Source organism: Streptomyces sp. NPDC007875 (assembly GCF_042868035.1).
Classification (GTDB): domain Bacteria; phylum Actinomycetota; class Actinomycetes; order Streptomycetales; family Streptomycetaceae; genus Streptomyces; species Streptomyces antimycoticus.
Genome location: NZ_JBIADZ010000010.1, coordinates 1 through 11727, shown reverse-complemented (window position 1 = coordinate 11727; position 11727 = coordinate 1). Strand labels below are relative to the sequence as shown.

At 70.5% G+C, this 11727-nt stretch carries 10 protein-coding genes, 1 tRNA gene and 1 pseudogene; 9 read left to right on the top strand and 3 right to left on the bottom strand.

The window, feature by feature from the left end:
* Together ACFYOY_RS21670 and ACFYOY_RS21665 are read right to left on the bottom strand one after the other, a co-directional pair.
* Nucleotides 1-1426: pseudogene (locus tag ACFYOY_RS21670) on the bottom strand (hypothetical protein); the annotation flags it as partial.
* Nucleotides 1427-1431: 5 nt separating this feature from the next.
* The gene (locus tag ACFYOY_RS21665) at nucleotides 1432-2409 is read right to left on the bottom strand and encodes an SMI1/KNR4 family protein (protein ID WP_351886832.1); all 978 of its coding nucleotides are present in this window, start codon (nucleotides 2407-2409) and stop codon (nucleotides 1432-1434) included.
* Nucleotides 2410-2605: 196 nt separating this feature from the next.
* Between ACFYOY_RS21665 and ACFYOY_RS21660 the strand changes: the two genes are divergently transcribed.
* Nucleotides 2606-3127, top strand: coding sequence for a YwqJ-related putative deaminase (locus tag ACFYOY_RS21660; protein WP_208516008.1), 522 nt, complete (start codon nucleotides 2606-2608; stop codon nucleotides 3125-3127).
* Nucleotides 3124-3696, top strand: a complete 573-nt coding sequence (locus ACFYOY_RS21655) for an SUKH-3 domain-containing protein (protein ID WP_351886829.1) — start codon at nucleotides 3124-3126, stop codon at nucleotides 3694-3696. Before ACFYOY_RS21660 ends, ACFYOY_RS21655 begins: the two co-directional genes overlap by 4 nt.
* Nucleotides 3697-3732: 36 nt before the next feature.
* Here the strand turns inward: ACFYOY_RS21655 and ACFYOY_RS21650 are convergent, their stop codons facing one another.
* Nucleotides 3733-5301: a histidine kinase gene (locus ACFYOY_RS21650; protein ID WP_351886826.1), complete on the bottom strand. Its 1569-nt coding sequence runs from the start codon at nucleotides 5299-5301 to the stop codon at nucleotides 3733-3735.
* Nucleotides 5302-5490: 189 nt separating this feature from the next.
* Here ACFYOY_RS21650 and ACFYOY_RS21645 point away from each other — a divergent pair, with 189 nt between their 5' ends.
* From ACFYOY_RS21645 to ACFYOY_RS21615, 7 genes are all read left to right on the top strand, one after another.
* Complete coding sequence (locus ACFYOY_RS21645) at nucleotides 5491-6351, top strand: hypothetical protein (protein WP_351887270.1); 861 nt, start codon at nucleotides 5491-5493, stop codon at nucleotides 6349-6351.
* A gap of 29 nt (nucleotides 6352-6380) precedes the next feature.
* Nucleotides 6381-6452 (top strand) — tRNA-Gln (locus ACFYOY_RS21640).
* 116 nt (nucleotides 6453-6568) lie between these two features.
* Nucleotides 6569-8026 (top strand): bifunctional UDP-N-acetylglucosamine diphosphorylase/glucosamine-1-phosphate N-acetyltransferase GlmU, encoded by a 1458-nt coding sequence (gene glmU, locus ACFYOY_RS21635; protein ID WP_351886823.1) that lies wholly within the window; start codon nucleotides 6569-6571, stop codon nucleotides 8024-8026.
* A 71-nt stretch (nucleotides 8027-8097) separates the two neighbouring features.
* A complete protein-coding gene (locus ACFYOY_RS21630; RefSeq protein ID WP_351886820.1) occupies nucleotides 8098-9075 on the top strand; it encodes a ribose-phosphate diphosphokinase in 978 nt (325 codons plus the stop codon).
* A gap of 200 nt (nucleotides 9076-9275) precedes the next feature.
* Nucleotides 9276-9869: a 50S ribosomal protein L25/general stress protein Ctc gene (locus ACFYOY_RS21625; RefSeq protein WP_351886817.1), complete on the top strand. Its 594-nt coding sequence runs from the start codon at nucleotides 9276-9278 to the stop codon at nucleotides 9867-9869.
* A gap of 84 nt (nucleotides 9870-9953) precedes the next feature.
* Complete coding sequence (gene pth, locus ACFYOY_RS21620; RefSeq protein ID WP_059144719.1) at nucleotides 9954-10544, top strand: aminoacyl-tRNA hydrolase; 591 nt, start codon at nucleotides 9954-9956, stop codon at nucleotides 10542-10544.
* 69 nt (nucleotides 10545-10613) lie between these two features.
* Nucleotides 10614-11132 carry a hypothetical protein gene (locus tag ACFYOY_RS21615; protein ID WP_351886814.1) on the top strand — a complete coding sequence of 173 codons (519 nt, stop codon included), beginning with the start codon at nucleotides 10614-10616 and terminating at the stop codon, nucleotides 11130-11132.
* Nucleotides 11133-11727 lie beyond the last annotated feature (595 nt).

The following is an 11727-nucleotide window of genomic DNA, read 5'->3' as shown; positions in this document are numbered from 1 at the left end:
CAGGCGGCGTCTGCCCACCACCCTGCCCACCAGGCGCGCCGGGAGGACCGGGCGGACCAGGAGGGCCGGGCGGCTGCGGGCCGCCACCGGGGCCGTCGGGGCCGAGCTGCGAGACCAGCTGCGTCGGTACATACCCTCCGGCCGGAGCGCCGGGGGCACCGGGCCCGGACGGCGGCGGAGGCGTGGAGTCCGCACCCGGCCGGGCACCGGACGTCCCCGGCGCACCGGGCGGCGTAGGCATCGCATCGCCGCCCGCCTTGCGGGTGGCGGCGTCCGCGATGTCACCCGGGTTGGCACCGGGGCCGCCCTGCTGCTCCGGGAAGTCGAGGGACGGGGCGATGGCCGTGGGCGGCAGCGAGCTGCCGCCGGACATCAACTCGGTCTTGGCGTCGGGCCGTACGCCCGGCGGCGGAGTGTCCTCGTCGTCGGAGCCCGCGAGCGGCGGCGCGAAGACCGTGGCGGGCGGGGCGACCGAGCGGTCGTCGTCGCCCTTGATGTCCGTACCGGCCCACGGCGTACTGTCACCGGGCGTGGCCGCGTTGCCGGACTGGCCCCCCGAGAAGGGCGTACCGGCGTCCGGCACGGGCGGGGCCCACGGGCTCGCCCCACCGGGGCCGGGCCGGGCGTCCTGCTGCGAGCCGGCCGCGAGCGGGCGCGCGACACCGTCGGACGGCCAGTCGTCCACGGCCCCGCCCCGCCCCTGCGGCGCACCCGGAGCAGGCCCGCCAGGAACAGGCGCACCCGGAACAGGCGGCGCACCCGGCGCGGCGCTCGACGCCCCGCCGTCCGACGGCCAGTGGTCCTCGCCCGAGATCCGGGGTGCCGACACCCCGGGCCCGGCTCCGGGCCCACCGGCCGACGGCCACTCGTCCTCCGGAGGCGAAGCAGCCGAAGCGGCGGAAGGGGCAGGAGAAGCGGAAGGAACGGAAGGGGCAGAGGGAGCGGAAGTTGGGGAAGGCACCGGCGCGGAGGCATCGGGCGCACCCCCGCCCGGCTCCGCCCCCGGCCGCTGCCCGGGAAGGTCCGCCCGCCCCTCGGGCCGGCTGCTCATCGCGTCCGCCGCCTCCTGCAGCCACTCCGGCGGAGTGAGCAGGAAGGACGTCGCGTTCAAGTCGATGCGCTCCTGCCGGCCAGTGGTGGACTCGTCACGAGAGCCGTCGGTCGTGCCGTACCGCTCTTCGTAACGGCGGATCACCTCACCCACCGGCAGCCCCGGCCACAGCGTCGTCTCGCCGCTGTCGCGGGCGATCACTATCCGGGGGCCCTCGGCCCCCCGGCCCGAGACCGGCCCGTCCGCCCGGTCCTCGGCCCAGACCACAAAGCCAAGGTCGAACTCCCGGACCCGCGCCTCGCGCTGCTGATAGGCCGGCACATCGCCGTTGATCCAGAGTTCCGCGCGCTCCTGCGCCTGTGCGAAGGTCACCATCGCGCTCACCCCTCCACCGGGACGGCGTACGCGAATCCACCGTCCACCATCAGGTTCGCCACGGTCTCCAGCTCCGGCGGATTGCCCGCCAGCCGGAGCAGGAAGGCGTCGAAGTCGTCGCCGCACGGCAGCAACAGCCGCTCCACCCGCTCCTGGACCGTCCAGCCGTCACGGTCCCGCGCGTCGTCGTACGCACAGAACCACACCGAGCCGATCGCCTCACCCTTCACCTTGACCGCGATCACACCGCCCTGGACGAAGCCCACGCCCAGATAGTCCTTGGTGAAGTGATCCCGCAGACACTTGTTGATATAGACGAGGTCATTGACCGCCGCCTCATCGCGCACCGTGAAGAACGGCTGGTCGATCAGCAGCCCCAGCTCCGGGTCCAGCGCCGCGCCGACCGGCGCGCAGCCGCCCGCCGCCTTGAGGAAGGCGCGATACGACTCGGGCAGCCGATAGCCCAGGTCCTCCTCGACACCGAGCACCTGCTCCTCGGTGACCGAAATGCCCCTCAGCGGCAGGCCCACATGGATCGGCCGGGTCTCCTGCAACGGGCGAGTGCCCCGCTTCTCCTGGTCGACCTGCGCCGTCGCGAGCCCACCGTGATGCCGCAGCAGCGCCTTGACCTCGACCGGAACCAGCTCCATCCGGCGGGTGCCCACCACGTGGTGCCAGGTCCAGCCGTGCGGCGTGGCCACCGCCGACGCCCCGTTCCACAGCTCATGGCCGGTGGCGTGCAGCGCCGCGTTCGCCGAGACATAGTCCGTCAGCCGAAGCTCGTCGACGCCGAACCCCTCCGGAGGCTCGGCGATTTCGGCGGCCGCACGCGCATACGGCGAGAAATCCGGAAAGCCGTGTTCGTCCACTCGGACGCCCTTGGGGTGGCGCGCGGCCCGGACGGGATCCGGGAAGTGCACGACCTGCCCGGCGTAGGCCGTGTTCGGTGGCGCGGCATGCTGCCCGAGCCGACCTGTCGTCATGGCGGTTGCCCCCTGCTGATGCTGGCTACTGGGCACAGCCTATGCGGTGACGCAACCGGCCGAACCGGGCGGCCATCCCCCCTCATGGCGGCCTCCGCCCCCACCAGGTCGTTCAGGCCCGGACTACCGCAGCGCCCGCCGGATTTGGCAATCTGATCATTGCAACCGGGGGATTGCACAGGGAGGGATCCACCACATGCACATCACGCAGAGCAACGGAGGCGGCGACGGCGCCGCCCTCGCGGCCGGCGACCCCCGGCTGAGATGGAGCAGCGTCGACCCCGACGCCGGCCCGCCGCCGCTCAACCGCCGCCGCGACGGCATCCTGCCCGCCGTCGCAGCCGCGCTGTCCGTCCGCGGCGAGACGCTGACCTGCACCGGAGGCAAGGCCGAACAGCCGCCGACACTCCACCCACTGGTCCAGGAATTCCTCGACGCACTCGCCAGCGGCCAGCGCGAACGTTTCACCGGCCGCTGCCCCGAGGCGATCCTGCTCTCCCGCCACCTGGCCAACGTCGAAGCAGGCCGCTCCAAGCGCGCCTCCCGCAAACCGCTCACCCAGGGTGAGGCCCGCCGCTCCCTCAAACAGGCCAAACTCACCACCCGCAGGATCCGGGAGGCGGGCGACCCCCAGCACGGCAGCTACGCCCCGCCCTGCCTGTCCTGCGCCGCACTACTGGCCCACTTCGGCGTACGGATGGTGGGTGAGACCACATGAACCAGGCACATCAGGCACCCCAAGCAGCACAGGCCCCGGGCGCGGCGCAGACACCGCCGACACGCCCGGCCCGACAACCCATCGACCGCCTGGACGTCACCCGCTTCTCGGTCGCCGTCGACGCCGCCCTCCGCGAAGCCGGCTGGCAGCCCGGCCGCTGGGACATGCACCGCGCCGAAGTCTGGGCCGACACCCTGCGCGCCCACATCTCCCCCGCAGGCCACCGGCACACCGTCTTCCCCGCCGCCGTCGAGGCATGGGCGGAATTCGGCGGACTCCACATCCAGCCACCCGGCACGGGCCGCGAAATCGCCCCCACCCCCTTCCGCATCGACCCCCTGCACGGCCTCCACCTCGCCCGCACCCTCGGCGACCTGGGCCACGCCCTCGAAACCGAGATCTGCCCACTGGGCGAAGAATCCGACGGCCAGGCACTACTGACCATCGACGCGGAAGGCCGGGTCTACAGCCTCGACCACACCGGAGACTGGTACCTCGGCCCCACCCTGGACGCCGCCCTCAGCACCCTCGTCACCGGCGCACTCCCGGCCAGGCTGGCCCGCGCATAACCCGCGCACCGCGCGCGATCCGGCCGGCCACGGGCACTAGGCGCGCTGCGCCCGCTCCACGCCCCCGCCGCGCCCCTCGGCCGCGGAGCGATCCACCGGACGGTCCTCCGGCCGATCCCCGCCGTCCGTGTGATCCTTCTCATCCATGCCGTCGGTGTGATCCGTGTCATCCGTGCCGTCCGGAATGACCGCCGACACACGGAAGCCACCCGCCTCCGTGGCCCCCGACACAAAACCCCCGCCGAGCGTCGAAACCCGCTCCCGCATCCCGACCAGACCATTCCCCCCACTCGGCAGCCCGGCATCCGCCGCACCCCGCTCCGACGGCCCGTTCTCCACCTGAACCGCGATCTCGGCCGAACGATGCGCCACCCGAACCCGGGCACTCGCGCCCGGAGCATGCTTATGGACGTTGGTCAACGCCTCCTGCACCACCCGATACGCCGTCTGCTCCACCGAAGCCGCATACCGCCGCTCCTCACCCTCCACCGACAGCTCCACGGCCATCCCCGCCGCCCGGGACTGCCCCACCAGCGCCTCCAGCTCCGCCAGCCGCGGCCCCCCGAACGCGCCCACATCCCTCCCCACCGCCCCCGCGGCCTCCACAGCCGCCGAAGCCGCGGCCGCCACCGACGCCAGCGGCCGCTCCTCGGCAGCATCCGTGGACGACCCATCGGCATCGACAGAAGACCCGGCCGCATCGGCGACCCGATCCCCGACAGCGGACACCGGCCCCGAAGCGACGGCAGCCGAAGCCGCACCCGGAGCCCGCAGACCATCCTCCGACCGCAGCACCCCCAACATCTGCCGCAACTCCATCAGCGCCTGCCGCCCCATATCGCCCACCAACGCCGCGTTCTTCGACGCCTTCTCAGGATCCTTGAGCGCCACCGCCTGCAACGCCGCCGCATGCACCACCATCAAGCTCACCCGGTGCGCCACCACGTCATGCATCTCCCGCGCGATCCGGGTCCGCTCCTCATTACGCGCCCACTCGGCCCGCTCCTCCGCCCGCTCCGCCAGCAGCGACAGCTCCCGCTCCAGGCCGTCCGCCCGCTCCCGCAGACTCTCCACCAGCCGCCGCCGGGCCCGGACATACAGCCCCAACAGCACCGGCGGAGCGGTCAGCCCCAACGTGAGCACCATGGCGAACATCGGGGCCTCCCACACGGAGGTCCCCAGACCACTCTGCGGATTGTCCCGCCGAAGGCCGATCACCGTGACGAGGAAACTCCCCACCGCCGCCATCCCGGCCAGCAACGCCGTGATCCGGCGCGGCACCTCGGACGAGGCCAGCGTGTACAACGACACGACGCCGAGCAGCAGACCCATCTCGGCAGGCGTGATCGCGATCGATATCAGCACCACGGCGATCGCCCAGCGCCGCCGCAACACCAGCGTGGCCCCGACCACCACCCCGATCAGCACCCCGGCGACAACAGGAATCCGGGCATCATGCGCGAAAAAGACACCCTCTACGGCACACTCCACCGCCGACACCACGGCGAGCAGGACATCGAGCCCCATACTCCGCCGCCGCGACCACCACCACGGCCCCACGGGCACGCCCCGCGCGCCCGTCGCCTCTTCCCCCGTCGAACTCATAGCGACCAGCCTACGGCCGGGCGCCAGCGCTTTTCCCGGGGACACGGCGGCGCATAAGAGACTCGAACATCAGGCAAAATCGCCCATTTAACTCGAACGAATGAATCGCCCATGTTTTCGACCCGGCGCGTCCGGATGTCGGACGACCCTGTGGCCATGAATGAACCACGACGCCGCGACGGCGACAGCATGGGCGGCCTCCTCGACGGGTCGACCACGTTCGAAGAACTGAGAGAACGGGCGATCGCGTTACGGAAAGAGGGGATGAGCCGCAGACAGATCCGCGACCGGCTGAAGGTGAGCAACAACGACATCCTGAACCGCCTCCTGGAGGGCGAGCCGCCACCCGAGTGGACCAAGCGCCCCAACGCCAAGGACGACCTGCGGGCCAAGGCGCGCGAGATGCGGCTGCGGGGGATGACATACGACAGGATCCAGCTGGAGCTCGGCTGCTCCAAGAGCTCCATCTCGCTCTGGGTCCGCGACCTACCGAAACCGGACCGGCCGACCCGCACCCGGGAGGAGGCGTCGGCGATCGCCAAGCGGGGGTGGGAGGCGGCGCTGCGGCAGCGGGAGATCGAGCGTCAGCGGACGAAGCTGGCCGCCGCGAGGGAGGTCGGCGAGATGACGGACCGGGAGCTCTTCCTGGTGGGGGTGGGCCTCTACTGGTCCGAGGGCACCAAGAGCAAGCCCCATCGCCGCAGCGAAACCGTCGTCTTCATCAACAGCGACCCCGACATGATCCAGACCTATCTCGCATGGCTCAGCCTGCTCGGGGTCGAGCCGGAGCGCATCCGCTACCGGGTGATGATCCACGAGTCCGCCCAGGTGGCCGACGCGGAACGCTACTGGGCGGACCTGGTCGGCGTGGACGTCGACACCCTCGAGAAGACCACCCTGAAGAAGCACAACCCAAAGACCGTCCGGAAGAACGTCGGCGAGCACTACCGAGGATGTCTCGTGATCCGCACCCTCAAAGGGGCTGACCTATACCGTCGCATCGAAGGCTGGTGGTACGGCATAGTGGTGGGGGCCAGGTCGACGATCTAGCAGGTTGTCCGATTTGGCAACTTTCACCATCCCCTGTGGTGTAATCGGCAACACGTGGCACTTTGGATGCTTTGTTCCAGGTTCGAGTCCTGGCAGGGGAGCTTTACATTCCGTTTTCCCGGGTCCCGACCGTCCGGCTCGGGGCCCTCCTTCCTTTCCGCCCGGAAACCTCTCGGTATCCTGCGGGTGTCCACCCCCGAAGCCGAAGGGCACACCCGTGAGCGCCAACCGCCCGGCAGCCGTCGTCGTCCTCGCAGCGGGTGAGGGCACCCGCATGAAATCGGCGACCCCGAAGGTTCTGCACGCCCTCTGCGGCCGCTCCCTCGTCGGGCACGTCGTAGCCGCCTCCCGTGAGCTCTCGCCCGAGCATCTCGTCGTCGTGGTCGGCCACGCCCGGGAGCAGGTCTCCGCGCATCTGGCCGAGATCGACGCCGAGGTGCACACCGCCGTCCAGCACGAGCAGAACGGCACCGGGCACGCCGTCCGGATGGGTCTGGAGGAGCTGTCCGACAGCGGGGTCGCCCTCGACGGCACCGTGATCGTCGTCTGTGGTGACACGCCGCTGCTGACCGGCGAGACGCTCCAGCAGCTCGCCGCGGCGCACTCCGGCGACGGGAACGCCGTGACCGTGCTGACCGCCGATGTCCCCGACGCCACCGGTTATGGCCGGATCGTGCGGGACGACGCGAGCGGCGCCGTCACCGCGATCGTGGAGCACAAGGACGCGACCGACACGCAGCGCGCGATCCGTGAGATCAACTCCGGGGTCTTCGCCTTCGACGCCCAGTTGCTCACCGACGCCCTCGGCAAGGTGCGCACCGACAACAGCCAGGGTGAGGAGTACCTCACCGATGTGCTCGGCATTCTGCGCGAGGCCGGGCACCGGGTGGGTGCCTGCGTGGCGGCGGATCACCGGGAGATCGTCGGAATCAACAACCGTGTGCAGCTGGCGCAGGCGCGCCGGCTGCTGAACGACCGGCTGCTGGAGCGCGCGATGCTGAGCGGGGTGACGGTCGTCGATCCGGCCACCACCTGGATCGATGTGACGGCCACCTTCGAGCCGGATGCGCTGGTGCACCCCGGCACCCAGCTGCTGGGGGCGACCCATCTGGCCGCGAATGCCGAGGTGGGGCCGAATTCCCGGCTCACCGACACCACGGTCGGTGCGGGCGCGGTGGTGGCGTTCACGGTCGCGGACGGCGCGGAGGTCGGCGCGGGGGCGAGTGTGGGGCCGTACGCGTATCTGCGTCCGGGGACCCGGCTGGGTGCGAAGGCCAAGGCGGGTACGTACGTGGAGATGAAGAACGCCACGATCGGCGAGGGCACCAAGGTGCCGCATCTGTCGTATGTGGGCGACGCGACGATCGGTGAGCAGACCAATATCGGTGCGGCGAGCGTCTTCGTGAACTACGACGGTGTGAACAAGCACCACACCACCATCGGCAGCCACTGCCGGACCGGGGCCGACAACATGCTTGTGGCTCCCGTCACGATCGGGGACGGCGCTTACACCGCCGCCGGATCGGTCATCACCAAGGATGTGCCCCCGGGCTCGCTCGCCGTCGCACGCGGACAGCAGCGGAACATCGAGGGCTGGGTCGCCCGCAAGCGCCCCGGAAGTGCCGCGGCACGGGCCGCCGAGGCCGCTCGTCGGGAGGACGAGGGCCAGCAGTGACATGTGCACAGGTACGTCGTGCGGGGCGTACGGTGAGAAGTGCACCAAAGCGACATCCAAGGAGACTTGTTGTGACCGGGATCAAGACGACCGGCGAGAAGAAGCTGATGCTCTTCTCCGGCCGCGCCCACCCCGAGCTGGCCGAGGAGGTCGCCCATGAGCTGGGCGTCAGCTTGGTCCCGACCAAGGCATTCGACTTCGCCAACGGCGAGATCTACGTACGCTTCCAGGAGTCCGCGCGCGGTGCCGACTGCTTTTTGATCCAGAGCCACACGACTCCGATCAATAAGTGGATCATGGAGCAGCTCATCATGGTCGATGCGCTGAAGCGGGCCTCCGCGCGCTCGATCACGGTGATCGTTCCGTTCTACGGCTATGCCCGTCAGGACAAGAAGCACCGTGGCCGTGAGCCCATCTCGGCGCGGCTGATCGCGGACATGCTGAAGACGGCGGGTGCCGACCGGATTCTCACGGTCGATCTGCACACGGACCAGATCCAGGGCTTCTTCGACGGTCCGGTGGACCATCTCTTCGCGCTGCCGGTGCTCGCGGACTATGTGGGTGCGAAGGTCGACAGGTCCAAGCTGACCGTGGTGTCGCCGGACGCCGGCCGGGTGCGGGTGGCGGACCGCTGGTGCGACCGGCTGGGCGCGCCGCTGGCGATCGTGCACAAGCGGCGGGATCCGGATGTGGCCAATCAGGTCACGGTGCATGAGGTGGTCGGTGATGTGCGGGGCCGGGTGTGTGTGCTGGTCGACGACATGATCGACACGGGTGGCACGATCTGTGCGGCGGCGGATGCGCTGTTCGCGAATGGTGCGGAGGACGTGATCGTGACGGCCACGCATGGTGTGCTGTCGGGTCCGGCGGCGGACCGGCTGAAGAACTCGAAGGTCAGTGAGTTCGTGTTCACCAATACGCTGCCGACTCCGAGCGAGGTGGAGCTGGACAAGGTGACGGTGCTGTCGATGGCTCCGACGATTGCTCGCGCGGTGCAGGAGGTCTTCGAGGATGGCTCGGTGACCAGCCTGTTCGAGGAGCAGGCGTGAGCGGCTTAACCTGCTCGGACCGGGTCTGGAGGCCACTCCCGTACGGGGGTGGCCTCAACCGTTGGTAGAATTGTTGGGTTGCTCGGCGAGGGAGGCCGCGTCTTATCGCGGCTGTCCGTTATCGACGCGCTCTTCGTAGCAAGGTCTGTCGTGGGCCGGGTGACGCCCACACACCGTAAACGATCTACGAGGAGTGCCCCATGGCCGAGGTCAAGATCTCCGCTCAGCCCCGTACCGAGTTCGGCAAGGGTGCGGCCCGGCGTACCCGTGCGGCCGACCGCGTTCCCGGCGTGGTCTACGGCCACGGCGTCGACCCGCTGCATGTCACGCTTCCGGCGCATGACCTGCTGATGGCGCTGAAGACCCCGAACGTTCTGCTCCGGCTGAAGGTCGAGGGCGGCAAGGACGAGCTGGTCATCCCGAAGGCCGTGCAGCGTCACCCGATCAAGATCGGCGTTCTGGAGCATGTCGACCTGCTGCTGGTGCAGAAGGGCGAGAAGGTCACCGTGGAGGTGCCGATCCTCACCGAGGGCGACCTGGCCCCGGGTGGCAACCTGCTCGAGCACCTGCTGAATGCTCTGCCGGTCGAGACCGAGGCGACCCACATCCCGGAGTCGGTCACCGTCTCCATCGCGGGCCTGGACGCGGGTGCCACCATCCACGCCAAGGACATCGCGCTTCCGGCGGGCACCACGCTGGCCGTCGAGGAGGACGCGGCCGTGCTGCAGGTGGTCGCCGCCCAGGCCGAGGCTCCGGCCGAGGAGGGCGCCGAGGGCGAGGGCGCCGAGGCGTAGTCTTCGGCTGCTCCCGTTCGCTTTTCCGGCCGCCGTCCCGCCCCTGTGGCGGGGCGGCGGCCGTCCTCAAGGAGAGACATCCAGATGACGGACGACGCGAGCCCTTGGCTTGTGGTGGGCCTCGGCAATCCCGGGGGCGAGTATGCGGGCAACCGCCACAATGTCGGCTTCATGGTGGCCGATCTGCTGGCCGAGCGGATGGGTGCCCGTTTCAAGGCGCATAAGTCGCGGGCGCAGGTCGTCGAGGGCCGGGTGGGTCCGCCGGGGCCGTTGAGCCGCCGGGTCGTGGTGGCCAAGCCGATGTCCTTCATGAACCTGTCGGGCGGTCCGGTGACCGCGCTGCGCGACTTCTACAAGGTGCCGGTCGGTCATGTCGTGGCGGTCCATGACGAATTGGACATCGATTACGGCGCGCTGCGATTGAAGGTCGGCGGGGGTGACAATGGCCACAATGGACTGAAGTCGATCACCAAGTCGCTGGGCGCGGACTACTGCCGGGTGCGCTTCGGGATCGGCCGTCCGCCGGGCCGGATGGATGTCGCGGCGTTTGTGCTGAAGGACTTTTCCGCTGCGGAGCGCAAGGAGTTGGACTACTTCGTGGACCGTGCGGCGGATGCGGTGGAGACGCTGATCGCGGACGGGCTGGAGCGGGCGCAGGGGACGTACAACTCCTGAAAAACGCCGTTCGCCCGTTTGTTCGGCGGAAGGTTGACCGGGCGCCCGGGGATGGCAAGGATCGCCGCCATGGCTTCCACCGGTGTGACCAAGCGCAGCCGTACGCGGCGGGCGGGCGAGAGCGCGTACGGGCTTCTGTTGCTGGCGAAGAACGTGGCGATGGGGCTTGTCGCGTTGCTGATTCTGATCGCCGGGGTGTGGTCGTCCTGGGATGACGCCAAGCCGACGATGCTCACCAAGGGGCTTGAGCGCGGCACCGTCACGGTCTCCGACTGCGGCGACGAATGGTGCACCGGCTCCTTCGCTCCGGCCCGCGCGGGTGGGGAGACCCATGGCCGGGTGCGGGTCGACAAGGCGGTCACGGACGGGACGGGCGACCGGGTTCCGGTGGCCCTCAAGCCGGGCACGGACCGGGCCGTCCGCACGGGTGCCGCGGGCATCCTCCACGCCTGGGTCCCGTTCGGCGGCTCGCTCCTCCTCACGTCCCTGATCGTCGCGGGCGGCCTCGGCCTGCGCCGCACGGGCTGGACGATGGGCCTGTTGGGCGCGGCGCTGTTGGGCGCATCCTTCGCCACGCTTACGCTGTAGCGCTCACCGGGTGCCCCCACTGGTCTTGGGCTCGCCCTCCGCCCCGGGGCCACCCCGCCGTGGTACCACCGCCCGCGTGGCGCGGCCAGTTCGGCACCGCGCAGACGCTGTGGCGATCACCGGGCACCCCCGCGGTCTCGGGCTGCGCGTTGTCTCGGGACCACCTCGCCGTCGTGTGACCCGTCGCGTGGCACGGCCAGTTCGGCACCGCCGACCACCACCGTGCGGGTCCTCACCGTCGCGGCGGGGAAGAGAAGCCGCCGGAGCGCGCTGACGCACGTAGCGATCACCGGCACCCCCGCGGTCTCGGGCTGCGCGCTTCCCCTCAAAGCCGCCTCCACCCTCGTGCAACCCGTCGCGTGGCACGGCCAGTTCGGCACCGCCGACCACCACCGTGCGGGTCCTCACCGTCGCGGCGGGGAAGAGGTGGCGGGCAGCGGCGGAGCCTGCTGGTCATCCGGGGGTTCGGGGGCGGAGCCCCCGGGAAGCTCACCCCCCACCATGCACCGGGCGGGGCCCCGCCCCCCCGGGGGGGGGGGCCCCCCCGGGGTGGGGCGCAGCGCAGGTACGCCCCGGTTTGGGAGGGCAGGCGCGC

Coding starts and splice junctions, on each gene's coding strand:
- ACFYOY_RS21665 (WP_351886832.1), bottom strand. CDS start 2,409: ATGACGACAGGTCGGCTCGGGCAGCATGCCGCGCCACCGAACACGGCC.
- ACFYOY_RS21660 (WP_208516008.1), top strand. CDS start 2,606: ATGCACATCACGCAGAGCAACGGAGGCGGCGACGGCGCCGCCCTCGCG.
- ACFYOY_RS21655 (WP_351886829.1), top strand. CDS start 3,124: ATGAACCAGGCACATCAGGCACCCCAAGCAGCACAGGCCCCGGGCGCG.
- ACFYOY_RS21650 (WP_351886826.1), bottom strand. CDS start 5,301: ATGAGTTCGACGGGGGAAGAGGCGACGGGCGCGCGGGGCGTGCCCGTG.
- ACFYOY_RS21645 (WP_351887270.1), top strand. CDS start 5,491: ATGGGCGGCCTCCTCGACGGGTCGACCACGTTCGAAGAACTGAGAGAA.
- ACFYOY_RS21625 (WP_351886817.1), top strand. CDS start 9,276: ATGGCCGAGGTCAAGATCTCCGCTCAGCCCCGTACCGAGTTCGGCAAG.
- pth (WP_059144719.1), top strand. CDS start 9,954: ATGACGGACGACGCGAGCCCTTGGCTTGTGGTGGGCCTCGGCAATCCC.
- ACFYOY_RS21615 (WP_351886814.1), top strand. CDS start 10,614: ATGGCTTCCACCGGTGTGACCAAGCGCAGCCGTACGCGGCGGGCGGGC.